This is a genomic window from Mesorhizobium sp. M0991 (genome assembly GCF_040318915.1).
Lineage (GTDB): Bacteria > Pseudomonadota > Alphaproteobacteria > Rhizobiales > Rhizobiaceae > Mesorhizobium.
This window is the reverse complement of sequence record NZ_JAMYNE010000002.1, coordinates 170047-193787: the sequence shown is the minus strand read 5'-3', so window position 1 is coordinate 193787 and position 23741 is coordinate 170047. Positions and strand designations below refer to the sequence as shown.

Below are 23741 nucleotides of genomic sequence, written 5' to 3'. Positions count from 1 at the left end.
TATCTTCTCCCGTCTGCGGGTCATGCTGCGCTCTCGACGTCCAGATCGAGAACAGAACGTGGCGATTTGGCCTGCGCCAGCAGCGAAACGAATTCGCGGGCTCTTGCGATGCTTGTGTGGGCTGCCAGGATGAGCACGCGCGCCTGCTTGGCCATGGCAAGCCGGGCGCCATCGGACTCCCCGGACAGGATTCCGATTACGTCCTCGGTCCTGCGCGCGGTGTGGATCGTCCGCTCTGGAAACAGGCTGTCCAGTCCGGCCCAGCGATCGCTGATGATCGCCGTGCCGCAGGCGGCTGCCTCGAAGAGTCGCACGCTGGGCGACCATCCGGCCGCGATCATGGAACTGCGCGTGACGTTCAACGTGTAGCGTTGGCGGCTGTAAAAGGCCGCGTGATCTGCCGGCGGCAGGTGTTCGATACGATCGACGTTGTCCGGCCAGACGATTTCGCGCGGATATTGCGAACCTGCCACGACGAAGCGGCGCTCCGGCATGCGACGCGCCGGTTCGAACAGCAGGGCCTCCAGCGTCGCCTGGCGGTCGGGGCTGTAGGTGCCGAGATAGCCGAGATCCCAGCGGATTGGATCACCGGTTCCGTGATGCCGTTCCGGGTCGACGGAGCAGTAGAGCGGCTCGGCCCGCCTCGCGCCGAATTCCGCCGTCAGACGGGCAAGCGTCGGCCCGCCGGTGAAGGAGAAGTACACGTCGAAATACGGGACCTGCCGCCTGGCAATGTACTCGCAATCATCGGTTGAAAGCTTTGCCAGCGTGACCGGCGTGTCGATGTCGTAAAAGCAGAACTGACCCGTGCACAGCGATGCCACGACGTCGATGATTTTAGGGCCTTCCGGAACAAAGGAGCCGACGACCACGATATCGGCATCGCGCAGGCAGCGCGCAAAATTGCGGCGAAGATCGTCGATCGTTTCATAGTAGCGTAACGCGCAGAAATCGGGATCGCGCAGATCCCGATGACTTGCGTACCACGGCACGTCGCGTTCGAGAAAGGTGACGCGGTGGCCGAGTTCGTGGAGACCTTTAAGCAGCCCCCGAAAGGTGGTGGCGTGGCCGTTTCCCCAGGATGAGGAGAGCGACAGGCCAAGAAAGACGATGTCGAGCGGCTTCGTCATTCGGCCGCCTCCACGGTCGGACGCTCGAAATGGCGCCTGAAAATGGCGTCGGCCAAAACGGCCCGTGTCGTATAGGTATGTTCACCAAGCACCCGCCGAAGCGCAGATGCCCCGATCGCCTTGGCCCGTTCGGCGCTAAGGCTTTGCGTGATCTCGGCGACATCCTCGCCATCGCGCGCGACCAGGATTTCCTCGCCGGATTTCAGGAACAGGTCTACACCGAGCCAGGCGTCGGTGATGAGGCATGCGCCGGCGCCCGCCGCCTCGAAAACGCGCGTCGCAGGTGAAAAGCCGTTGGCCGCCATGCTGTCGCGGCTGATGTTGAGGACCGCCTTGGCCGTGACGTTCAATGCATTGTGGTCACGCGTGCCGACATGGCCGAGCCATCGGACATTGGCGGGCATCTGCTTGTCGCCCCAGCCCGATCCGCCGAGCAGGAAGCGCTGATCGGCCGAGCGGCTGGCCGGGTCGAGGAAGAAAGCCTCGACGCGCGCCTCGCGGTCCGGCAGCCGGTTGCCGAGAAAGGCGAGATCGCAGGCGAAGCGCCTATCCTTGCCGACCGGATGATGCGTTTCCGGATCGAGCGCATTGTAGATCGGCACGCATTCGGCCGCCCCCAGTGCCCGATAAGCCCAGACCACCGGGTCGCCGCCGCCATAGGTCAGCACGAGGTCGATTTCCTGCAGCGCGCGATGCAGCGGATGGTCGGGCTCGTCGCGCAACTGGCCAAGCGTCGCCGGCGCATCGACATCCCAGAATACGGTGAGCGCATCGGCACGGGCGTGATCGAGCACCGCCCGCAGCAGCGCGTCGTCGGCGAATCCGACGCCACTCGCCTTGACGACGATATCCGCCTCCGCCGCCCGCGCCGCCACCTGCATCATGGCATGCGGGGTGGCCTCGTAGACGACGACGGCACACCAGTCCGGCGCTTCGATGTCGCGATTCTTCTGGCGATCGTAGACGTCCGGCTCGTAGAAGGTGATGTCATAGCCCAGCTTGGCCAGGGCCTTGAGCAATCCGCGGTAATAGGTGGCCGCGCCGTTCCAATAGGTCGACAGCAGGCTCGATCCGTAAAATGCGATCTTCATTCGGCGGCCTCCTTTGCAAGGATCGTGTCGGCGGCTTGGCGGTGCCCGCATTCGGCGAGCACGCCGAACAATTCATCCGCCCGGTGCCGGCATGTGTGCCGTGAGCGGATCGTCTCGAGGCCCGATGTCGCCAGAGATGCGGCGAGATCCGCGTCACGCAGCACGGCGCGAAGATGATGCCGCATCTCGAAGCCGGTGTTTGCAAACAGGAAATCGGTGCCCGGCCTGAACAGACGTTCGACATCGGACCACGGCGCCGAAACGAGTGGGATGCCGCAGGCGAGCGCCTCGAACATGCGGATGGTCGGGATGCCGGGCAGGCTTTCGCGATATGGACGCCGCGGGATGTGAACCGTGATGCGGTTCGCCGCGAATGCCTTCGGCACGTCGGCATTGGCGATCCAGCCTTCGTAGCGCAGGCCGGCGGCGGCGAGGTCGGCGAGCGCCTCGCGTGGATAGCGGACGCCGTGGACAGTGCCGCTCAGGCCAAGCTCATGCACCGGGTCGACCAGGAATTCCCTGATTTCGGTGCTGCGCTCGTCGTCGCCCCAATTGCCGATCCAGATCAGGTCGGCGCTACGCTCGATTTCAGGATGGGGCTGGAACAGATGGTCATCGGCTGCCTCGTGCCAGGTGAAGACCCGCTTGCCCCATCCGGCGCGAAGATAGCTTTCCCGCAGCGCCTCGCCGAAGGCGAGCACGCCATCATAATGTTCAAGCTGCAAGGCGGAAATCGCTTGCGTGGCCGAGATGGCGCGATGGTGCGTGTCGTGGAACAGCAGCGTGAAACGGCCGCCAATTGCTTTCGCCCTTCCCAGCCGCGCGACAAGGTCCGGCTCGGTCCACTCATGCACGATCACCACATCGGCATCGGAGATCCAGGCTTCGTGGTCGAAGGCGGTGTCATAGGTGACCGGCATCAACTCGGGAAAATCCTTCCGGAATCGCTCGATCGCGAAGGACCCTTTCTCGGCCAGCAGGTTCGACCGGCTCCAGCCGTCGGCCGGCTCCAGCGCAATAGCCTGGTGCCCGCGCGCGACCAGCTCACGCATGATGCCGCGCAGGAAATGTGCGTTGCCGTGGTTCCAATCGGAAACGATCGAATGGGTGTAGAACAAAAACCGCATAATCAACTATCCGCCACGGTGGCCAGGGCCGCCTTGTCGTAGACGCCGCGCATGGCGGTCGCCTGTCTTGCCAATGAAAATCTGCGGCTTCGGCGGGCGGCTGCTTCACCGAGCTCTCGCCGGCGCTGCGCGTCGCTGCAAAGGCTATTGATGCATCTGGCGAGATCGCCCGGATCGCGCGCGTCGTAGAACATGGCCGCGCCGTCCCACAGTTCGCGATAGGTCGAAATATCGGCGAGCACCAGGGGCGTCGCCGACATCGCGGCTTCCAGCGTGGCCAGACCGAACGGTTCGTAGAGCGACGGCGATACGAAAATGCCGGCCCGGGCCATCAATGAGCGTACCTCTTCATGTGGCACCGGCCCGACGGGAACCGCATGACTGAAGCCAACATGCTGGCCGTCCGGGCCTTGCAAGGAGCCGGCAACGAAAACCGGCCATTGCGTCAGGGAGGCGGCCTGGTCAAGCACCGCCGCGTTCTTTCCTTCATCCCACCAACGCGCGGCGGCGAAAACGACCGATTCCCGCCTCTCGCCCTTCGCGCCGGGCCGCGCGCCGTTGCCGACGACGCTCAGCCGCGTGATCGGCCCGTAGCAGGTTTCGAGCATGTCGGCATGGCTGCGGCTCGGTGCAACGACCATGCCTGCTTTGTCGAAACCGCGCCGGTTGCGCTCCTTCTGCCAGGCCCATTCGCCGTCCGCCGCCTGTCCCTTGACGGCGTGGAACCATGTCACCACGCAGGAATGCGACACCGCCACGACTGGGCAGGGCACGTCGAGCCCCGCCGCCTGCGTCGGCGCGTTTAGATGGACGATTTCGATGGCGTAGTCACGGATGAGTGGGTGCAGCCCCTGCTGCAATGCGTCGAGGTCGTGCTCGTTGCGGGTCATCCAGTCGGGCGGCGTGTTGAGCCACGTCAGCGCCGCGAACGACTGGGCCTCTTCGGCCTGCTGCCTGGACGGTTCCGGACCAAGCCCGGCAAGCACAACGCTGTCGCCGCCGGCGACCAGTTGCCTGGCCAGATCGAGCGCATAGCGCCAGACGCCGCCAACCGCATCGACAGTCATCAGGATACGCCGTGGCGGGCTCAGTGTCCGCAACATGTGGCCTCCAATTCGGCCAGCGGACGCGGACGCTTCTCCTGGATGTCGCTGAACGTTCGGAAGGATGCGAGGTAATGTTCATGCGCGCGCTCCCAGGCGAGGTCATCGGGCTCGCCCCAAAGTTCGCGGTAGCTCGGCGAACTCGGATAGGGATAAAGCGGCACCGGTTCGTTGGCCCAAACGCCGTTGTCGATCAGGTGCTTTCGCCAATAGTCGACCAGCGCGGGGTCGTCCTCGACCACGCCGATCAGATTGGCCTGCACGAACGGCACGTGGCGCCTTGCGTCGACCAGCAACGCAGCTAGTTCCTCGGTGCCCAGCCGGCAGCGTTTTGCCAGCATGGCGCGGCCTTCCACCGTCAGGCTTTCGAGGCCCGCCTCGATCGAGACGCAACCGGCGGCACCGAGCAGCTTCAGCAGTTCCGGCTTCCAGAGGTCAATACGGGTCTGCACGCCGAACTTCACATCGCGATCGACCAAGGCCTCCAGCAGCGCCTTTTGCGGCAGGAAGATCTCATCGATGAAGTAGATGTAGCCGACACCCTGTGCGATCAGCCGGTCGATCTCTGCGATCACCGCCTCGTGGTTCCTGCGGCGGTAAGCATCGCGGAAATCGATCTTGGCGCAGAAGCTGCAATTATACGGGCAGCCGCGCGACGCCTCGACCTCCGCGCCAAAACCGACCTGATCATCGTCGAAGCGGTGATGATGGTGCTGATGGGCGGCAATCCAGTCCGACGGCCATTCGAGCGCTGGGTGATCGATGAACGAGCTCGCATGCACGCCGCCGTTCGAAACCAGTTCTCCATCCTTGAAATGGGCCGTGGACGGCACTGCGCTCCAGTCGTCGCGCCGGGCAAGTTCCGCGACCACTTCCTCGCATTCGCCGCGCACGACGATGTCGACGCCAAGCTTGCGCAAAGTCGGCGTCGGCGTCGCCGAGCCATGTGGCCCGATAGCGACGGTGCGGCCGCCGCGCCCGGCAAGATGGTTGAGGAAATCAGCCGGCACGCGCAACTCGGGCGGTGCGCAGCGCCAGAACAGGTAGGTCGGCGCGGTGCTGACGACGGTCATGCCAGGCTCGAAGGCGGCGACGCGATCGGCAAGCGCGGTGTTATCGAGCTTCTGGATCTGCCCGTCCAGCATCAGCACCTTGTGGCCGGCGGCTTCGAGCAAGGCTTTCGAATAGCCGAGTTCGAGCGGCAGATGCGGCTGCCGGCAGCCGAAATAGATGCTGTCCTGGTAGGTCCAGGACGGATTGACCAGAGCGACCTTCATGCCACGTACCTCGCCGGTTCGGGATGCGGGTCGAGGCGATGACGCTGCAGCCAGTCGGCGAGGTCGCGAATGCCGTTTCGCCACGAGACGTGCGCTTTCCATCCCAGCGCCGCCTCGATCGCGCGTGTGTCGGCGACGAAGAACGGTTGATCGCCGGTGCGTTCGCGGTCGTAACGGATCGGAACGTCCCGTTTCGTTATGTCGCGAATCTCCTTCAGCAGCATGCGCAGGCTGACGGCGTTGTCCGGTCCGCCGCCGAGATTGAATGCTAGGCCCTTGACTGCCTCGATCCGGTCGAGCACCGCGCGGTAAGCCGCAACCGCGTCGGCAACGTGGAGGATGTCGCGCACCTGCTTGCCGTCGCCATAGATGGTGATCGGCCGGTCGGAGAAGGCGCTGAGCAGGAAATGGGCGACCCAGCCCTGATCCTCCGTCCCGAACTGGCGCGGGCCATAGATGCAGCTCATGCGCAGCACCGCCGTCGGCAGATCGTATGACTTGGCGTAGTCGAGGACATATTGGTCCGCCGCGCCCTTGGAGCAGCCATAGGGCGTGCAGAAATCGAGGCCGCGCGTCTCGTCGACGCCGTGCGCCCGGATGCCCGCGTCGCAAGGCGCGTATTTGCCATCCTCTTCGCGCATGGCGAGGTCAGCGAGGCGGCCATAGACCTTGTTGGTGCTGGCGAAAACGACGGGGATGCGCTTGCCGCCGCGGCGAGCGGCTTCCAGGACGTTGAATGTCCCGCGCAGGTTGATGTCGAAATCCTCGTCCGGCCGAACCAGGCTCGTGGTGACGGCGGTCTGCGCGGCAAAGTGGAAAACCGCCTTCGAACGCGCCACCAGCGGCATCAGCGCCTCGGTGTCACGGATATCGGCGATTTCGGCGGCGAGGCGGTTGCCGTGCTTTTGCGTCAGCCATTCGAGATTCTGCTCGACGCCGGGACGGCTCAGATTGTCGATGACCAGCACCGGTTCGCCGTCCGACAACAGACTGTCGGCGAGGTTGGAGCCGATAAAGCCGCTGCCGCCGATAATGGCGACGGGCGCTTCGCGAAAATCGGGTGAATCCGGTCTCATGACACCAGCCCTCGCGCTTCGAGTTCCCGCTTCATCTCGGCGCTGCGATCGATGGCGACCGTGTTGCGCACCCACGCGACGAAATCCCCGAGCGAATGCTCCAGCCGGTACTGCGGCTGGAAGCCGAGCAGTTCGCGCGCCTTCGAAATGTCGGCAAAGCAGTTGCGGATATCGCCGGAGCGTGCCTTGCCGAGGATTTCCGGCTGGCGGCCAGGCACGCCCATTGCTTCGGCGAGCAGTCGGGCGACGTCGCTGACCGCGTAGGCTCGCCCGCTGCCGATGTTGATGACATGGCTGCGCGCCTGGGGCTGTTCCAGCGCCAGCCGGAAGGCGCGGGCAACGTCGCGCACATGCACGAAATCGCGCTTCTGTTCGCCGTCCTCGAAAATCAGCGGCCGCTGGCCATTGGCGATGCGCGAGGCGAAGTTCGCCAACACGCCGGTATACGGGTTCGAGAGCGCCTGTCCGGCGCCGAAGACATTGAACAGGCGCAGCGCCACCGCGTCGACGCCGTAGGTTTCGCCGAAGATCAGTACGGCGCGTTCCTGGGCGTATTTTGTCAGTGCGTAGATCGAGGCGAGATCGACCGGTTTCTGCTCGTCGGTCGGCAGCGGCGACAGGACTTCACCTTCCGGCGACAGGGGATTCCATTGGCCGCTGCGGATGTCGTCCGGCTGCCGTCTTGCATTGTCGATGCGCCGGCCGTCCGGCGTGGCATAGAGACCCTCGCCATAGACACTCATCGACGACGCAACGACGATCCGTTCGATCGGCCGTTTGATCAGTGCCTCCAGCAACGTGGCGGTGCCGAGGTCGTTGGCGCCGACATAGCGGGCGATCTCGTACATGGACTGGCCGACGCCCACTTCAGCCGCCAGGTGAATGATCGCGTCGACATCGTCGACCGCCTCCGTGATGGCGTCGCGATCGCGAACGTCGCCTTTGATCAGCTTGGCGCCTGGCGGCAGGCTGATTGCCTCGCCGCCATGCACCTGGTCCAGCAGTGCATCGAGAATTGAAACCCCATAGCCATGTTCAACGAGTTCCTGGGCGACGTGGCGGCCGATAAAACCGCAGCCTCCCGTGACCAGTATACGTTTCACGACAACTCCTCATACGAATGGCTTTGCCGCCCCAAACTTCCGGGCGAAAGGTTTGTTCCCTTGCTTCAACAAAGTTCAGGAGGCTCGCCGGGGTAGGTTTCAACCAGGCGTGGGAACATCGAAGGCTGCTTGGTGTTAGGAGCCATGTTCGACCAACCGCGCGCACATGCCGGGCAGCGATGCATTTGCTGGTTGTGCAACGCGGGGGATCTCGCGGTGGAATCGAAGGGAGATTGCGATGTCTGAATCGAAGACGACCACCGATCACGACGAAATCCGCCGTTGGGCCGAGGACCGCGAGGGGCGGCCAGCGGTGGTGCGCACCAAGGGCGAGGGCGGCATACTGCGCATCGATTTCGGCGAGCCTGAAGAGACGTTCGAGCCCGTCGAGTGGGACGAGTTCTTCAGGATATTCGATGAGAACGAACTGGCCTTCCTCTACCAGGATGAGACCAGCGGCGGAAAAACCAGCCGCTTCAACAAATTCGTCGAACGCAGCCGGAAGTAGAGTCGCGACAAACAGCGGCTGCGGTCAGTGCAGCAGGCTTGGCCCGCGTGCCCTGACGATGTTTCGCATGATGCCGTTGAGCCAGTCCTCGGTGGAGGAGCCGGATCGTCTCTTGTCGATTTCGCCGATGGCCTGCTCGAGCGTTCGCTCGACCAGCCGGTCGGAAGCATCCATGTCTCCCAGCAGCAGACGTGCCGCGAGCCGGAGCTTAGGCAGCAGCGAAAATACGTCGTCTGAGGGCTCGGACGCTCGGCCTCCCTTCGATGCCGTCGTCTCGGCTGGGAAAAGAGCATCGAAAACAGCCTGGCCGTCCGAGGATTTTCGGAGGCTGCTGGCATACCGGAGGCGCTCAGGAATAACGATGTCTTCGTCGCCGCTGAAAAACACGAACGGCACGCCACGGCGCATCAACTCGTCGGCGATCGGGAACACTCGTCGGCCGTTGAGATTGACGTCCAGGATCGCGGCTTCCGCCTCATCCGTATGTTTCGATGCCTGTTCGATCGTCGCCACTGGGCCAAGCACGACGGCGCCCATCTTGCTGAAATAACGTGCAAGATCGCCCGCCAGCATCCATTCGTCCTCGACGATCAGGATATGCAAGCCTTGCAGGTCGCGCACCTCATTGTTCCTTCTTCCTGCGGGTTTTACGGCCGTCGGCGCAGACTTGTTCAAAGTGGCTGGCCAGGAGCTCTTGCAATCGTTCCGCGAGCGCGAGCAGGCGAGGCGGAATGTTTTCAGATACGGGGAACTTGGTCAGATCCGGCGAGGGCAACAGGATTTGCTTAGCCCGCTTTATTTCAGGTGGTCGTTTTGCCATTGGAACCGCCTCCAAAGTCAAATGTTAATGCCCACCGGCGGTGCTTTGTTCCGTTGGTAGACTATTCGCTGGCCTGAGGCTCGGCCCGGTCTTAACCTAAGGCCCGATTTGACGGTCTCGTGTTCGCGGCTGTTACCAGAGGCGTGGCGTGGCATTCCAGAATGGAAGATTTCCCGTTGTCGGCGTCGGCGCATCGGCCGGCGGCATTCCCGCGATGGAGGCCTTGTTCAAAGGACTGACCGGCGGCACCGGCATGGCGTTCGTCGTCGTCACGCATCTCAGCCCGGAGCGGGAAAGTCTGCTGCACGAGGTCATCGGACGTTACACCGAAATGCCGGTCGTCGTGGCCGAGGAGGGCGTGGCGGTCCAACCGGACCAGGTCTATGTGATGCCGCAAAACGTCGTCCTCACCATCCGCAAGGGCGCGCTTTCGCTGCGCCGGCCGAACACGCTCAACCGCGAGCGCAAGCCGATCGACATCTTCTTCAGCGCATTGGCCGAGGACCAGGGCGAGTATGCCGTCGGCATTATCTTGTCGGGTGGCGATTCGGACGGCACGCTCGGCGCCAGGGCAATCAAGGAGCATGGCGGGCTGACGATTGCCCAGGCGTCCAATGGTTCCGCCCCGCGCAATCCGGACATGCCGCAGAGTGCGATTTCGAGCGGCCTGATCGACATAGCGGCGCCCGCCGAGCAGATCGGGGCAAAGCTTCAGGCGTTTGCCCGCGGCTTCGAGGTGCTGAGCGGACTGGCCGAAGCGGACGACGAGCACAAGGCCGAGATGGATCGGGCCCGCGATGAAATCTACGCCATTTTGCGCAGCCATTCCGGGCACGACTTTTCCGGCTACAAGCCCAAGACGTTCCTGCGTCGCGTAAAGCGGCGCATGCAGATCACGCAGCTGCAGTCGATCACCACCTACATAGAGCGGCTGAAGAGGGATCCCGACGAGGTGGCGAAGCTGTTTCGCGACCTGCTCATTAATGTCACCAGCTTTTTTCGCGACGCCGAAGCGTTCAAATTGCTGGAGGACAAGATCATACCGCAGATTTTCGAAGGCAAGAGCGCCTCCGATGCGGTGCGCGTCTGGGTGCCCGGCTGCGCCACTGGCGAGGAGGTATTCTCGATCGGCATGCTGATGCGCGAGCGCATGGAGAAGCTTTCCGCGGCGCCGCGCGTCCAGATATTCGCGACCGACATCGACGAGCCGGCGCTCGCCGTGGCGCGTGCGGCGCGTTATCCCGAAGCGCTGCTGCACGGGCTATCGGCACAGCGCAGGCAACGCTTTTTTCACAGCGACGGCGAGAGCTATGTGCTGGGCCAAGAGGTGCGCGAACTCTGCATTTTTTCGCCGCACAGCGTTATCCGCGATCCTCCCTTCTCGCGCATCGACATGATTTCGTGCCGCAACCTGCTGATCTATTTCGGCCCGCACATCCAGAACCGGGCCATTCCGATCTTCCATTACGCGCTGAGGCCGGGCGGTTATCTGTTCCTCGGCACGTCGGAAAGCGTCGGTCAGCACGGCGACCTGTTTGCCACGGTCGACAAGAAGCACCGGATATTCCAGGCGCGGGAACATGCCACGCCGCGGCCGCCGGTCCTTATCGGCAATGGCCGCGCGGATGTCCGTCCGGTCGGACGCGGCGGCTCGAAGAACGATGCCGCCAGTCATTCGCTCCGCCAGGCGATCGAGGCTCAGGTGCTGGAGCGGTTCGCCCCGCCTCACGTGCTGGTCAATGGCGATGGCGACATCGTCTACTATTCGGCACGGACGGGCAAATATCTGGAAGCGCCGCAAGGCGCCCCGAGCCGGCAGCTGCTGACCCTGGCCCGCCGCGGGCTGAGACTTGAGCTGCGCGCCGCGTTGCGGGAAGCAGCCACGACGCGCCGCACGGTCGTGCGGGAGAACATAGCTGTCGACGAAGACGACGGACAGCTTCAGTTCATTACACTGACGGTCGAACCGTACACGGAGCGCGGCAATGGCGAGCCCCTCTACCTCGTCCTGTTCAATCCGGTGGGACAGGCCCAGCTACGCTCCGAGCGGGCACGCGAAAGCCGCGGCACCGACGATGCGGCCGATCTCGAACGGGAGTTGCGCGACACACGCGAGCGGCTGCAGTCGACCATCGAGGAATACGAAACCGCGCTGGAGGAAGTAAAGTCTTCGAACGAGGAACTCGTCTCCGTCAATGAAGAGGCGCAGTCGACCAATGAGGAGCTTGAGGCCTCGAAGGAGGAGATGCAGTCGCTCAATGAAGAGCTCAACACCATCAACGCGGAGCTGACTGGCAAGATAGAGGAACTCGATCGCGCCAACAGCGATCTCAGAAACCTGTTCGAAAGCACGGAAATCGCCACCATCTTCCTCGACCGCAACCTTGTGGTGCGGACCTTCACTCCCGCCGCGTCGTCGTTCTTCAACTTGCGTCCATCCGATGTCGGCCGACCGCTGACCGATCTTTCGAGCCGGCTCGACTACCCCGAGCTGAAGCGGCACATCCAGGCGGTGTTCGAGACGGGAGAGACCCTGAACCATCATCTCACGCGCGACGACAAGGGCCGGTTCTACCTGGTTCGCATCAACCCTTACCGGGACAAAGGCGGCAGCATCCAGGGCGTGGTCGTGACCCTGATCGACGTGACGACACTGGCGCAGGCGGAAGAGCGTCAGCAGGTGCTCATCTCGGAGCTGAACCATCGCGTCAAGAACATGCTGGCGGTCGTCGCCAGCATCACCAACCGGACACGTGAAAACTCGGCGTCGAAAGACGAGTTCGCCGACGCCTTGATCGGCCGGCTGCAGGCGATGTCACGAGCCTACAGTCTGCTCTCGCGAGAAAGCTGGACCGAAGCTTCCGTCGAGGAACTGCTGCGCCAGGAACTCGATCCCTTCGGGGCCGAACGGTTCGAACTCCATGGCAAACGGGTGAGCCTCAAGCCGGTACAAGGGCTTTCCTTCGGCATGGCAATCCATGAACTGGCGACGAATGCCGCTAAATATGGCGCACTGTCGAAACCTGCCGGGCGGATAGTCGTAAAATGGTCGGTCGCAGACGGAACCTTCAGGCTCACTTGGCGCGAGAAGGGCGGCCCCCGCATCAAGGAGCCAACCGACAGCGGCTTCGGCCTTACCCTTCTACGTGGCGAAATCGGCTACCGGCTGGGCGGAAAGGTTGAAACAACTTTCCACTCAAATGGTTTGGAGGCGGAAATCGCATTCCCTCTGACCCGCGAGGGCTCGTCGTGACCGGACAGATGCGCGTGCTGATCGTCGAGGACGAATGGCTGATCGCCGACGACGCGGCGGCTTACCTGCGCAAAGCCGGCCATCAGGTGGTCGGGCCTGTTTCGTCGGTGACGGCAGCACTCCGGCTCGTTGGCGAAGGCGGCATCGACGCGGCGTTACTGGATATCCAGTTGAACGACGAGACCAGCTATCCGATCGCGGAAGCGTTACGGACCTGCGGTGTTCCGTTCGCCTTCCTCTCTGGGTATGGCGAACGCGAAATTCCGGCCGGGTTCCGCACTTGCAGGATCGTGCAGAAGCCGGCGAGCCAGAGTGCGATCCTGAATGCCGTGGATGAACTCGCGCGAGCCTGCTGAGGTCACGATTTTGAAAGTCGCGCCAGGTCACATCGGCGTGGTGCGTGCCCGCCGCGAATAACGAACGCCTATGCAACAATCCGCACCGGTACCGATTTGGCGGCCGGAACATGGGCCTTCTCGGCTCTGTGCCACAAAGGAATCAGCGGGTTGAGCTCGGGATAATAACCGGCGCAATTTCCTTCCGGCACCGAGAAAGGCGTGATGCGCAGCCCGCGCACGCGGCGCTCCACACCATCCTGCGCATTGGCTTCGAGATCGACTTCCTGTCCCGCGCTCAAACCGAGGCGCTGGATATCCTTTTCATTCATCAACAGCACCATGCGTGTGCCGCTGATGCCGCGCAGCCGGTCGTTGTAGCCGTAGACGGTCGTGTTGAACTGGTCGTTGGAGCGCACCGTGATCAGTGTCAGCACATCGCGGCCGGCGACATCGATGTCAGGGTCGGTTTCAAGGCCACTTGGCAGCTTGAAATTGGCCTTCTTGTTCGGCGTCTCCCACACCCGCTTGCTCGCCTTGATGTCGCGATGGAAGCCGCCGGGCGTCAGGAAACGCTCGTTGAAGTCGCGGAAATGTTGGGGGTAGCAGCGCTCGATTTCGTCGCGGATGCGGGAATAATCCCCAACCCACTCGTCCCATGGGATCGAACTCCTGCCCGGCAATGTCGCCTTGGCAAGCTCGGCAACGATCCTGGGCTCCGAAAGCAGATGTGGCGAAGCCGGAGGTCGCGACCCGAATGAGCCGTGGATACAGGCGGTGGAATCCTCTACCGACACCCTTTGGTCGCCGCTCGCCTGATGATCTCTTTCCAGCCGTGACAGGCAAGGCAACAGATAGGTTGTCCGGCTGGTGATCAGGTGGCTGCGGTTGAGCTTGGTCGCGATCTCGACATGCAGGTCGAGCCCACGCCAGGCTTTCTCGACCAGGCCGGTTTCCGGAACGGCCCGCACGAAATTGCCGCCGAGCCCAACGAAGCCCCTGACCGATCCGTCGATGACGCCTTCGCAGGTCTCGACCGTATCGAGACCTTTCTCGCGCGGCGGTTCAAAGGCGTAGAATTCGGCGAACTTGTCGAGCGGGACGAGCTCGGGTTTTTCCGATATGCCGACGGTGCGCTGCCCCTGGACATTGGAATGGCCGCGCAACGGCGAAATGCCGGCGCCGGGTTTTCCGATATTGCCGCGCATCATCAAAAGGTTGCACAGCATCTGGACGTTCTCGGTGCCGTGCCGATGCTGGGTCAGGCCCATGCCGTAATTGCCGATCACCGCGTTGGAATGGCTGTAGACCTCGGCGACATGCTCCAGATCGGCCTGCGCAATGCCGGATCGCGCGACGATATCGCTCCACTGGGTGTTGCGCAGGAAGGCTTCGAACTCGGCGAAGCCATGCGTGTGTTCGGCGATGAAAGCCGTATCGAGGACACGCGTCCTGCCGCTCTCGCGGGCGGCATCGTCGAGGGCCAGCAACGCCTTGGCGATACCCGTCATCGCGGCGATGTCGCCGCCCGAACGAACCTGGAAGAAGTCGCTGGACATTTTGGTGCCCGGTCCGGGCGACAGCATGTCGAGGGGGTTTTGCGGATTCTTGAAGCGCTTCAGTCCCCGCTCGGGCAAGGGATTGAAAGTGAAGACGGGCACGTTGCGTTGACGTGCCTCTTGCAGCGGATGCAGCAGGCGCGGCGCCGTCACCCCGGTATTGTGCCCGAAGAAGAACATCATGTCGCATTTCGCAAAGTCTTCGAGCTGCACGGTCCCGACCGGCGAACCGATCGATTCCGGCAAGCCGACCGAGGTCGATTCATGACACATGTTGGACGAATCGGGCAGGTTCGAAGATCCATAGATCCGCGCAAAAAGCTGGTACATGAAGGAGGCCTCGAGCGAGGCCCGGCCAGACGTGTAGAACACCACCGATTTGGGATCGAGCCGCCGCAGTTCGGCAGCTATGTCGCGGAACGCATCGTCCCAGGAGACCGGCTCGTAACGGTCAACGGCGGCATTGTAGCGCATCGGCTCCGTAAGCCTGCCCTGCTTCTCCAGATCGTGGTCCGGCCAATCGAGCAGTTCCGCCACCGAGTACTCGGTGAAGAATGCGGGTTCGCAGCGCAGCTTGGTTTGGTCCCACATCGTCGCCTTGGCGCCGTTTTCACAGAATTCGAAAGGCCTCGGCTGGGCTGGCTTTGCCCATGAGCAAGACATGCACATATAGCCGTCGGCCTTGTTCTGCTTGAGCAGCGTGCTCCATATCCCGGACAATAGCAGGCCTTCGCCTCGCGCCTTGCGGACCAGGGATTTGAGCGATCCCCAGCCGCCTGTCGGGTGGTCGTATTTCTTGGTTTCGATGCGATCGGTTACGGCGGGTTTCATGCGAGCCACTCCCTGTAGAAGAGCACTCATACGAACCCGCCGTGAGGCTGAATGTTCCCGGCCGGCTCCGTCCCGTCACGCCGTCCGTCTACCCGGAACCATTTCCGCCATCGTTTGTTCGGCTAAAAGAAAGGAGCCGTGCGAAATGGAGCGACGTAACGCGTTAATTGCGATGGTGATTTCGGCCATCATCATCGTCGGCTTCCTCATAGGTTTTTTGTACGGCGATATGGGCTGGCAAACCTCGCCGCTCAAAAGAGCCCCTGAGCAGAACCAGGGTGGCAATGCTCCGGCCGACACCTCGCCTGCCGCCGGCATCAAGAAGAACCCTAAGGAAAATACCGAAATGCCAGGCCAGCAGTGAAGGCGAGTCCAGCAATGAAGTTAGCCAATGCCACGAACTGAAACGGGTTCCTGTTTTTGCGGCGCCATAACGGCGCAAATGCGCGGCGAGCCGTTCTGGGTTTGCTCCGATCACGATGACGACTGTCGCAAGGCGATAGGGAGCCCGCTAATGGTGTGGGTCGGTTATCGGCCTTCTGAATTCACATTGCTCACCGGCACACCGAAGACCTTTTCGAAAACCCCCGGCGTGCTCCGGTCCTTCTGCGCGGATTGCGGAACATCGATCGGCTATATCGACCAGGGCCTGCCCGACGAACTCTATCTGGCGATCGGCTTTCTCGATCACCCCGAACGCTTTCCGCCACAGGCCCACGCATATTGGGACATGAGGCTGCCCTGGGTCGACTTTCCAGATGAGCTGCCGCGGGTGGGGACGTATTCGAGGCAGCGAGATCCGGCCTTCGGAAATCCGGCGGAACGCTAGCTTTCGATCCCCTCGCTGGTTGGAAAACGTGCCATTCGGGGCTGCGTACGAAAACGACGATTGGCGCGCGGCTGAAAACGCGCGATCATGTGCCAATGGGCCGCCGTTTGGATGACAAGCTCGATTGCAAGGCGTGCGGGACGATCCTGATGGAGATTCCCGACAACCCGAAGGATTCGACGCCGATCTATTGCAGCAATTGCGGCGGCTATCTCGGCGAATGGGGCGATCTGCAGGAGGACTTCTTCAGGCAGGCTTTCGGCGCCCAGGCCTTCGATCTGAACAACGGAAACATCATCAAAAAATAGTCCTGGATTGTGCCGGCCTCCCGCCGGTCATGCCACGGCCTGTGGACCTGGCTCGTTGCGGCAACCGCCCTTCGTATCGGACCCTCGGGAACCTTTCTCCCGAGCCGCTTGTTTTGGGTGGCGGAAGGAGACACGCCATGAGCACAAAACCTCCCCCTGTGCCGCCGAAGAATCTGAGCCCAAAGGGCGCCGGTGACAAAAAATCGGTAGCGGCCGACCAGGCACCGCAATCTGCCGTTCCGGATCCCGACAAGCAGGGCCAGCAAGGCAATACGAAGGTCAACACCACTCATCAAGGCAACGTCCAAGATCGCTAGGCCATGTCCACGTCGAAAAAAACTCCTGCCAGCATCCGCCAGGGCGGTCCTGGCGCCGCGCACGAAAACGCCAAGAAGGCGCTGAGCGTCGAAAAGCCGCCGGCCGACTCCGACCGTCGCAGCCACAGCAAGGTCTCCGGCGGCGGTGGCGAACGCGACAGCCACCATACCCACGACCCCGAAAAGAAAGGCGACACTCGGCCCGCGCATCAGGACAAGTGAAATCGGATGGGGACGCGGAGATCGGTAGAGCTCGAGCGAAATGTCAGCGGGGACGTCGCGCCGAGACAATCGACACGACGTTGTCGACCTTTGCTACCGGGACCACCGGCAAGTCGAACAGCATCGGAAGCCCCCGCGTCGCGGCCATTTCCACGATCAGCTCCTCGATGGATTGATCGGTCAGACGGGTCTCGACGCTCCGCCGGATCATCGCTGCAAGTTTATGGACTGGCACCGGCACCGACTTCGCCCGGTCGTCGAGCAGCTTGCTGATCTCTATCACGAGGTCAGCGTCGATATTCCTGGGCAAGTCTCGCATAAGCGCCTCCTCGCCAACGAAAAGCCCGCCGCACCTTTCGATACGGCGGGCGATCCAGTAATGCGCACCGGCGAGGGGATCGGGGGTGGGCGTGCCGGCGCGCGCAGATCGCAAGTAATTTTAGTTAAATCCGCCAGCTTGGATGTGTCACGGAAAAACGTCTGTACGTTTTTTCCGAAGCGAGCGGATCGTTAGCTGTCCCCGCCGTCGCCCGGCGCGGCAGCACGCATGGCGCGCTCCGCACCCTCCGGACAGCGAGCTCTAAACAGTATACATTATAAACTTAAAACATCTTGCCAGGCGATCCAGCCTGTGCTCCACTTCGCATTGGAACAGGGCCTGCAGGTCGAATTCTATCGATATGGGGCTGCATTCAACGGATGACTGCGAGAACACCAGCCTCAAACCATATACGAAATCTTCGCATGGGAAGGCGTGGATGACGGAAACGATAGAATTCAAACGGGTTGGCGATGGCAATCTGCGTGCCCAGGTCTATCAACAAATCCGGCTGACGATACAGCATGGCGAATTGGCGCCTGGCCAGAAGCTCGTCGATGTCGACATTGCCGCCCAGCTCGGTATTTCCAGAATGCCTGTCCGCGACGCCTTGATGCAGTTGGTGCATGAGGGCTATCTCGTCGGCACCACACGCGGCTTCACGCTGCCCACACTTACCGCAACGGATGTCGCCGACATCTTCGAGGTCCGCCGCTTGCTCGAGCCGCGGGCCGCCGCGCACGCTGCGCGGACACTCGACGCCGCCAGCCTCAAGACGCTTGCAGCCGCGCTTCGGGAGGCGGAGGCTGCGGCCGCCGCCGGCGATGCCGACCGCTTTTTCCAGGCCAATTCGGCATTCAGGAATTGTTGGCTCGGTGCCGTCGAGAACGAGCGCCTTTCACAAACGATTGCCCGCTTCGCCGACCACGTGCTCGTCGTCCGCTTAAGGACGCTGTCGCACCAGCCGACACAGGCCGTCGTCGTGGCCGGCATGCGCGCCATCTACGAGGCATTCGTCAAGCGCGACGCCGTCGCCGCTTACGACTGCATGACCCACTTCATTCAGAACGCCGAGGAGCGTTTCATGAAGCTGAGCCCACCGCTTCAACATTCCAGCGGTGAAGGTGAGAGCATGTCGCGGCGGGGGAAATCATGATCAGGAAGCAGCACCCGCTGAAAGGGCCGAACAGGTTCAAGCTCGGCGTCTTTTCCATGAACGCCGATGGCGGCCTGGCAATGACCACCGTCCCCGAGCGCTGGCGCGCTCGCTGGGAAGACAACCTCAATTCCGCCTGTATCGCCGATCGCGCCGGCCTCGAGTTTCTGCTGCCGATCGCCCGTTGGCGGGGCTTCGGCGGTTTGACGCATGTGCGGGAATGGTCGTTCGAGACTTTCACCTGGGCGGCGGGTCTCGCCGTCGCCACGGAGAACATCGGTCTGTTCATGACGGTGCATGTGCCGCTGGTTCATCCGCTGCAGGCCGCAAAAGCCCTGGCGACGGTCGACCACATCTCCAACGGGCGTGCCGGCTTGAACATTGTCTGCGGCTGGAACCCGGACGAGTTCGCCATGTTCGGGCAGACGGTCGGCGACCGGACCTACGATCAGGCCGAGGAATGGATCAACATCATTGAGCGTGCCTACCAATCCAGGGAGCCGTTCGACTTCGGCGGCGAGTTCTATGATCTGAAGGGGGTCGTCAGCCGCCCGCCAAGCCTGCAGGTGCCGCGCCCGGTGACCATGAACGCCGCCTTCGGCGCGCCGGGGCGCAACTATGCGGCGCGCCACTGCGACTACCTGTTTTCGACTTTTTCCGAAATTGCGGATGGCCGCGCGCATGTGGTCGACATCACCAACCGGGCGGCTGAAGTGGGACGCGAAGTCGGCGTCTACACGGTCTGCCACGTCGTCTGCCGGGAGACCCAGCAGGAAGCCGAGGATTATTACCGGCACTACGCGCTGGAATGCGCGGACGAGGGTGCGGTCGACGAGCATATGCGCAAGAAGAAGGAATTCGCGAACTCGCATGACGCGAAGGCCTTCACCGAATATCGGCAAAGGTTCGCCGGCGGTGCTGGAACGTTCCCGCTGATCGGCACGCCGGAAAAGATCGTCGACGATCTCACCAAGATCATGGAACAGGGTTATTCCGGCGCCGCCCTCACATTCGTCAACTACACCTACGAATTGCCCTTCTTCTGTGACCGCGTGTTGCCGCTGATGCGCCAGGCCGGGCTTCGGGTAAATTGATGCCGGCGGCCGCCATTTCGACGGCATGGGTGGATGGGCACGACGCCATCAATCCGCGCGCCTTCAAGCAGGCGATGCGGGCGGTGGCAGGCTCGGTCGCCATTCTAGCGTCGGAGCATGACGAGATCGGCTTTTGCGGCATCACGGCGACGGCCGTCTGCTCATTCAGTGCCGAGCCGCCATCGCTGTTGGCGTGCGTCAACCGCAGCAGCACCTTTGCCTCGGCCATTCGCGAAGGTTTGCCTTTTTCGGTCAATCTTCCCGCCGGCGACCAGGAGAACGTTGTGCGTGCCTTTGGCGGCATGACCAAAGCCAAGGGCGCCGCGCGCTTCTCAGCCGGATCATGGGTGCGCGGCGAAACCGGCGCGCCCTTGCTTGTCGGCGCGCGGGCGATGTTCGAATGCCGGGTGGCCGAAATCATTGTGCGGGCGTCGCACATGATCGTCATCGGCATCGTCTCAGGCGTTGCGCTGGATCGCGCTGACCGATCGCCGGTCTTCTACGCGCATGGGCGGTTCCTGACAGTAGGAGATGATGTCAACTAACCGCCGTTCGTGTGGCGGCGCAGCGTGCAATTTCAGATCGGCCCGATGATGGGCCCCGGCGAAGTGAATCTATCAGAGGGAGTACGGCAATGCGCATTTGGAAATCCCTTGTTCTGGCGGCACTCATGTCGGGTGTAGCGGGTATCGCCACGGCCGAAGAGGTCGTCCTCAACGCCGTGCATTTTACGCCGACGCAGAACGGCTACGCCCAGAGCTTCCTGAAGTTCGTTCAGAAGGTGAACGAAAAGGGCAAGGGCGTGGTCCAGATCAACGTCCGTGGCGGGCCGGAGGTCATTCCGCCGATCCAGCAGGGCGCGGCGCTCAGGAGCGGCCTGATCGATGTGATCGACACACCGGCAGGGCAGTTCCTCGAGCTCGTGCCCGAAGGCGAGGTTTTCTCCGCATCGACGAAGACGCCGTGGGAGGTTCGCGAGAATGGCGGCTGGAACTTCATCAGCGGGATTTTCGAGAAGAAGGCCAATGCCCATCTGCTGGCGCATGTCGACGCGGGCTCGGGCTTCAACGTCTTCACCATCGACGAACCCAAGCTCAACAGCGAAGGCAGCATTGACTGGGGCGGCCTGAAGATACGCTCGTCGCCGCTCTATCGCGATTTCCTCGAATCCCTGGGCGCAACGGTGATCGTGCAAGCGCCGGGGGACGTTTATACCTCGCTCGAGCGCGGCGTCGTCAATGCCAACGCCTACACGGTATTTGGCTATGCGTCCTTCGGCTGGGACAAATTCACCAAATACCGTGTCGATCCGCAATTCTTCAAAACCGACGTGCTGATCTCGATCAACAAGGCGAAATGGGACACGCTGTCGCCCGAGGCGCAGAAGCTGCTTGCCGACACGGCCGTCGAATACGAGCGCGCGAGCTATGACGCCAACCTTGCCGAGTCCGAAAAGCAGGCACAGGCGATGATCGACGGCGGGCAGAAGGTGATCAGCTTGACCGGCGCCGGCCGCGACAAATTCCTGGCGGCTGCCACGCAGGCGAGCTGGGCGAGAATGGCCAAACGCGATCCCACCAACATCGATCAGTTGAAGAAATTCTTCCAGTAGCCCGAGCCGAGGGTGCCTTGTGCGCCCTCCATCAAAGCTGGGCCGAGGGGGCAAAGGTGGACATGAGGGTCGTCGGGAATGGACAGATTGTTTGCAGCGATTGGGAAGCTGAGCCTTGCGCTGGCGGCGGGCGCAAAAGTGGTGCTTGGCCTCATCATCGTCGCGGTGGTTGCTGATGTATGCGTCCGCAATCTGGGCCTGAGGCCGCTTGCCTGGGCAGTATCGGCGACGGAATACGGCCTGCTTTACGCGGCATTTCTGCCGATGCCCTGGCTGGTCCACAGCAAGGGCCATGTCTTCGTCGAGTTCCTGCGCAAGGCGCTGCCCGTGCGGGCACGGGCGGTGCTTGAAAAGCTGGTCTATCTCGCCTGCATTGCGGTCAGCCTCTACCTCGGCAGCGTCGCTCTGTCTTCCCTGACAAATGCCGTTGCGGGCGGCGAATATGAAACGCGCAGTTTCGATATGCCGAAATGGCTGATCTTTCTGCCCATCATGCTCGCCTTCTATCTCTCCGCGCTGGAATGGCTCAGATATTTGCTCGGCCGTGACACGCTGTACACGCTCGATCCGCTGGAAATGGAAGGGCTCTGACCAGTGGCCTGGCTGTTTCCATTCGCCGTGCTTGTTGGCACCATCCTGGTGTTGATGGGGCTTGGGCTGCCGGTCGCTTTCGCGTTCTTCGTCACCAATGTGATCGGGCTGTTTCTCTTCTTTGGCGGTTCGATCGGCGTGACGCAGATGGTCGCCAACTTCTCCGACGCTGTCTCGACCTATGCGCTTGCCCCGCTGCCGATGTTTCTCGTCATGGGCAGCCTGTTCTTCCGCTCCGGCCTCGGCGAGAAAGTCATCTACGCGCTCGACCTGTGCATCGGCAATCTGCGCGGACGCCTTGCTTATGTCGTTCTCGCCGCCGGCACGATCTTTTCCGCGCTGTCAGGTTCCAGCCTCGCCAATACCGGCATGATGGGCTCGCTGATGGTGCCCGAGATGCTGAAGCGAGGTTACAAGCCGCACATGGCCTACGGCCCCGTGCTTGGCGCCGGAAGCCTTGCCGTCATCATCCCGCCATCCTCGTTGGCTGTCTTGCTCGGCTCGCTGGCCCAGATCGACGTCGGCGCGCTGCTCATAGCGGGGGCTCTGCCCGGGCTGCTCCTCGTCGTCATGTACGCGGCGCTGATCTTCGCACAGACGAAGATCGACCCAGACGCCGCTCCCCACTATCCGGTGCCCGCCGTCCCCGCGGCCGAGAAGGTGAGGGCGGTCGCCGTCAACATCATTCCGATGAGCGTCATCGTGTTCATGGTGGTCGGCACGATCATCCTTGGAATAGCGACCCCGACCGAGTCGGCAGGGCTCGGCTGTGCCGCCGTCTTCGCCTTGTTGTTTGTCTACCGACGGTTCAGCTGGTCGGTGGTCTGGAAGTCGCTGGACGATGCGATGAAGGTCACGGGCATGACCTTCCTGATCATCTCGGCTTCGACGACGTTCTCGCAGATATTCGCCTTCTCCGGCGCCTCCAACGGCTTTATCCAGTTCATCGTGGGCTACGATCTTGGACCGTATCCCATGCTGCTCATGATGGTGCTCGTCATCCTGCTGCTCGGCATGTTCATGGATCAGGTCTCGATGATGCTGATCACGCTGCCGATCTTCCTGCCGATCGCCCAGCAATTCGGCTACGAGCCGGTATGGTTCGGGCTGATCCTGCTGCTCGCCTACGAGGTCGGCTTCACCACGCCGCCTTTTGGTCTGCTGCTGTTCATCATGATCGGTGTCGCGCCGAAAGGGACGTCGCTCAAAACGGTTGCCATGGCTGCGGCGCCTTACATCGCGCTGACGCTTCTGCTGATCCTGCTGATTGTCCTCTTTCCGCAGATCGCCCTCTTTCTTCCGAATTTGATCTAGTCGAACTCGATCCAGCAGGTGTCCACATGCGCTTTGCCTATCTTGCTTTCTTCCATGATGACCGCGAGGCAAATTTGGCCATCGCCCGTGAAGACGTTGACGCTGTGCGGCGTGTGATCGCGTCAACGCCGGGCCTTGCGCTTGCAAACATCTATCTGCCCGAAGTGGCGACAGACATGTTCAACGACGATGGTCCACCGCCGGTCTTTGGCTTCCAGCTCTATTTCGACGAATTGGCGGACCTGGAGGCGGCGCTGGCGCCGTCCGGCCATCTGCAGGCGCTTGCCGCGCCGGAGATGCTGTCGAGCATCGCCGCTTCGAGGCCGACGCAACAGGCAATGTGCGTGCGCCCGTTTCCCGTCGATGACGCTGGCGTCAAGACATCCGGGCTGCCCTGCAGCTATCTTGTCCACTATCCCGGGCCGGCCGAAGACATGAATGTCTGGCTCCACCACTATGTGACGCATCATCCGCAATTGATGCGGGGCTTCCCCGGCATTCGCCACATCGAGGTTCTGTCGCGACTGGATTGGTGCGGTTCGCTGCCCTGGCCGCGGATCGACCATATGCAGCGCAATCGCGTCATGTTCGACAGTCCCGCGGCATTGACGCACGCGCTGCAGTCGCCGGCGCGGCTGGAGATGCGCGCCGACTACAAGACCTTCCCGCCGTTTTCAGGCGGCAGCCGGCATTTCCCGATGTCGACGGAAGCCGTGCATCCTTCGTCAAGGGCCACATAGCGCAAACAGGTTTGCCGACGCCGAAA

The 23741-nt window shown here is 62.3% G+C and carries 26 protein-coding genes; 15 read left to right on the top strand and 11 right to left on the bottom strand.

Features of this window, described 5'->3' with window-relative positions; translation table 11 throughout:
- Positions 1–20: 20 nt before the first annotated feature.
- From NKH70_RS04745 to NKH70_RS04715, 7 genes are read right to left on the bottom strand one after another with little or no spacing between them, the layout of a single operon-like run.
- A complete protein-coding gene (locus tag NKH70_RS04745) occupies positions 21–1130 on the bottom strand; it encodes a CgeB family protein (RefSeq protein ID WP_352717731.1) in 1110 nt (369 codons plus the stop codon).
- A complete protein-coding gene (locus tag NKH70_RS04740; protein ID WP_352717733.1) occupies positions 1127–2221 on the bottom strand; it encodes a CgeB family protein in 1095 nt (364 codons plus the stop codon). Before NKH70_RS04740 ends, NKH70_RS04745 begins: the two co-directional genes overlap by 4 nt.
- Positions 2218–3348 carry a CgeB family protein gene (locus NKH70_RS04735; RefSeq protein ID WP_352717735.1) on the bottom strand — a complete coding sequence of 377 codons (1131 nt, stop codon included), beginning with the start codon at positions 3346–3348 and terminating at the stop codon, positions 2218–2220. The genes NKH70_RS04740 and NKH70_RS04735 overlap by 4 nt, the downstream gene beginning before the upstream one ends.
- Positions 3349–3350: 2 nt before the next feature.
- On the bottom strand, positions 3351–4451 hold the full coding sequence (locus NKH70_RS04730; protein ID WP_352912871.1) for a glycosyltransferase family 4 protein: 1101 nt from the start codon (positions 4449–4451) through the stop codon (positions 3351–3353).
- On the bottom strand, positions 4436–5728 hold the full coding sequence (locus NKH70_RS04725; protein WP_352912870.1) for a TIGR04295 family B12-binding domain-containing radical SAM protein: 1293 nt from the start codon (positions 5726–5728) through the stop codon (positions 4436–4438). The genes NKH70_RS04730 and NKH70_RS04725 overlap by 16 nt, the downstream gene beginning before the upstream one ends.
- Entirely contained in the window at positions 5725–6804 is a 1080-nt protein-coding gene (locus NKH70_RS04720; RefSeq protein WP_352717739.1) for an NAD-dependent epimerase/dehydratase family protein, read from the bottom strand. The genes NKH70_RS04725 and NKH70_RS04720 overlap by 4 nt, the downstream gene beginning before the upstream one ends.
- Positions 6801–7907 (bottom strand): NAD-dependent epimerase/dehydratase family protein, encoded by a 1107-nt coding sequence (locus tag NKH70_RS04715; RefSeq protein ID WP_352717741.1) that lies wholly within the window; start codon positions 7905–7907, stop codon positions 6801–6803. Before NKH70_RS04715 ends, NKH70_RS04720 begins: the two co-directional genes overlap by 4 nt.
- Before the next feature lie 238 nt (positions 7908–8145).
- Between NKH70_RS04715 and NKH70_RS04710 the strand changes: the two genes are divergently transcribed.
- A complete protein-coding gene (locus NKH70_RS04710; protein WP_352912868.1) occupies positions 8146–8415 on the top strand; it encodes a hypothetical protein in 270 nt (89 codons plus the stop codon).
- A gap of 24 nt (positions 8416–8439) precedes the next feature.
- Here the strand turns inward: NKH70_RS04710 and NKH70_RS04705 are convergent, their stop codons facing one another.
- Positions 8440–9036, bottom strand: coding sequence for a response regulator (locus NKH70_RS04705; RefSeq protein ID WP_352717743.1), 597 nt, complete (start codon positions 9034–9036; stop codon positions 8440–8442).
- A gap of 1 nt (position 9037) precedes the next feature.
- Complete coding sequence (locus NKH70_RS04700; RefSeq protein ID WP_352467976.1) at positions 9038–9235, bottom strand: hypothetical protein; 198 nt, start codon at positions 9233–9235, stop codon at positions 9038–9040.
- 148 nt (positions 9236–9383) lie between these two features.
- On the opposite strand from NKH70_RS04700, the gene NKH70_RS04695 reads away from it, so the two are divergent.
- Together NKH70_RS04695 and NKH70_RS04690 are read left to right on the top strand one after the other, a co-directional pair.
- Positions 9384–12488, top strand: a complete 3105-nt coding sequence (locus NKH70_RS04695; RefSeq protein ID WP_352717745.1) for a CheR family methyltransferase — start codon at positions 9384–9386, stop codon at positions 12486–12488.
- Positions 12485–12844 (top strand): response regulator, encoded by a 360-nt coding sequence (locus tag NKH70_RS04690; RefSeq protein WP_352717747.1) that lies wholly within the window; start codon positions 12485–12487, stop codon positions 12842–12844. Before NKH70_RS04695 ends, NKH70_RS04690 begins: the two co-directional genes overlap by 4 nt.
- A gap of 68 nt (positions 12845–12912) precedes the next feature.
- Here the strand turns inward: NKH70_RS04690 and NKH70_RS04685 are convergent, their stop codons facing one another.
- Positions 12913–15213 carry an FdhF/YdeP family oxidoreductase gene (locus NKH70_RS04685; RefSeq protein WP_352717749.1) on the bottom strand — a complete coding sequence of 767 codons (2301 nt, stop codon included), beginning with the start codon at positions 15211–15213 and terminating at the stop codon, positions 12913–12915.
- Positions 15214–15358: 145 nt separating this feature from the next.
- Here NKH70_RS04685 and NKH70_RS04680 point away from each other — a divergent pair, with 145 nt between their 5' ends.
- The 5 genes from NKH70_RS04680 to NKH70_RS04660 all read left to right on the top strand — a co-directional run bounded on the left by NKH70_RS04680 (position 15359) and on the right by NKH70_RS04660 (position 16889).
- Complete coding sequence (locus NKH70_RS04680) at positions 15359–15577, top strand: hypothetical protein (RefSeq protein ID WP_254818791.1); 219 nt, start codon at positions 15359–15361, stop codon at positions 15575–15577.
- A gap of 27 nt (positions 15578–15604) precedes the next feature.
- A complete protein-coding gene (locus tag NKH70_RS04675) occupies positions 15605–16042 on the top strand; it encodes a GFA family protein (protein WP_352912867.1) in 438 nt (145 codons plus the stop codon).
- Between the two features lie 149 nt (positions 16043–16191).
- On the top strand, positions 16192–16350 hold the full coding sequence (locus NKH70_RS04670) for a hypothetical protein (protein WP_352717753.1): 159 nt from the start codon (positions 16192–16194) through the stop codon (positions 16348–16350).
- Between the two features lie 137 nt (positions 16351–16487).
- Entirely contained in the window at positions 16488–16667 is a 180-nt protein-coding gene (locus NKH70_RS04665) for a hypothetical protein (protein WP_292657139.1), read from the top strand.
- Between the two features lie 3 nt (positions 16668–16670).
- Entirely contained in the window at positions 16671–16889 is a 219-nt protein-coding gene (locus NKH70_RS04660) for a hypothetical protein (RefSeq protein WP_352717755.1), read from the top strand.
- A 43-nt stretch (positions 16890–16932) separates the two neighbouring features.
- Here NKH70_RS04660 and NKH70_RS04655 read toward each other — a convergent pair whose 3' ends face one another.
- Positions 16933–17208 carry a hypothetical protein gene (locus NKH70_RS04655; RefSeq protein ID WP_352717757.1) on the bottom strand — a complete coding sequence of 92 codons (276 nt, stop codon included), beginning with the start codon at positions 17206–17208 and terminating at the stop codon, positions 16933–16935.
- Positions 17209–17647: 439 nt separating this feature from the next.
- Here NKH70_RS04655 and NKH70_RS04650 point away from each other — a divergent pair, with 439 nt between their 5' ends.
- From NKH70_RS04650 to NKH70_RS04620, 7 genes are all read left to right on the top strand, one after another.
- A complete protein-coding gene (locus NKH70_RS04650) occupies positions 17648–18364 on the top strand; it encodes a GntR family transcriptional regulator (RefSeq protein ID WP_352717759.1) in 717 nt (238 codons plus the stop codon).
- Positions 18364–19458 carry an LLM class flavin-dependent oxidoreductase gene (locus NKH70_RS04645; protein WP_352717994.1) on the top strand — a complete coding sequence of 365 codons (1095 nt, stop codon included), beginning with the start codon at positions 18364–18366 and terminating at the stop codon, positions 19456–19458. The genes NKH70_RS04650 and NKH70_RS04645 overlap by 1 nt, the downstream gene beginning before the upstream one ends.
- Positions 19458–20003, top strand: a complete 546-nt coding sequence (locus NKH70_RS04640) for a flavin reductase family protein (protein ID WP_352717761.1) — start codon at positions 19458–19460, stop codon at positions 20001–20003. The genes NKH70_RS04645 and NKH70_RS04640 overlap by 1 nt, the downstream gene beginning before the upstream one ends.
- 89 nt (positions 20004–20092) lie before the next feature.
- Positions 20093–21070 (top strand): TRAP transporter substrate-binding protein DctP, encoded by a 978-nt coding sequence (gene dctP, locus NKH70_RS04635; protein WP_352912866.1) that lies wholly within the window; start codon positions 20093–20095, stop codon positions 21068–21070.
- A gap of 78 nt (positions 21071–21148) precedes the next feature.
- Positions 21149–21661: a TRAP transporter small permease gene (locus tag NKH70_RS04630; protein ID WP_352717765.1), complete on the top strand. Its 513-nt coding sequence runs from the start codon at positions 21149–21151 to the stop codon at positions 21659–21661.
- A gap of 3 nt (positions 21662–21664) precedes the next feature.
- Positions 21665–22975, top strand: a complete 1311-nt coding sequence (locus NKH70_RS04625) for a TRAP transporter large permease (protein ID WP_352912864.1) — start codon at positions 21665–21667, stop codon at positions 22973–22975.
- Positions 22976–23001: 26 nt separating this feature from the next.
- Positions 23002–23715 (top strand): hypothetical protein, encoded by a 714-nt coding sequence (locus NKH70_RS04620; protein ID WP_352717996.1) that lies wholly within the window; start codon positions 23002–23004, stop codon positions 23713–23715.
- Positions 23716–23741: the final 26 nt, after the last annotated feature.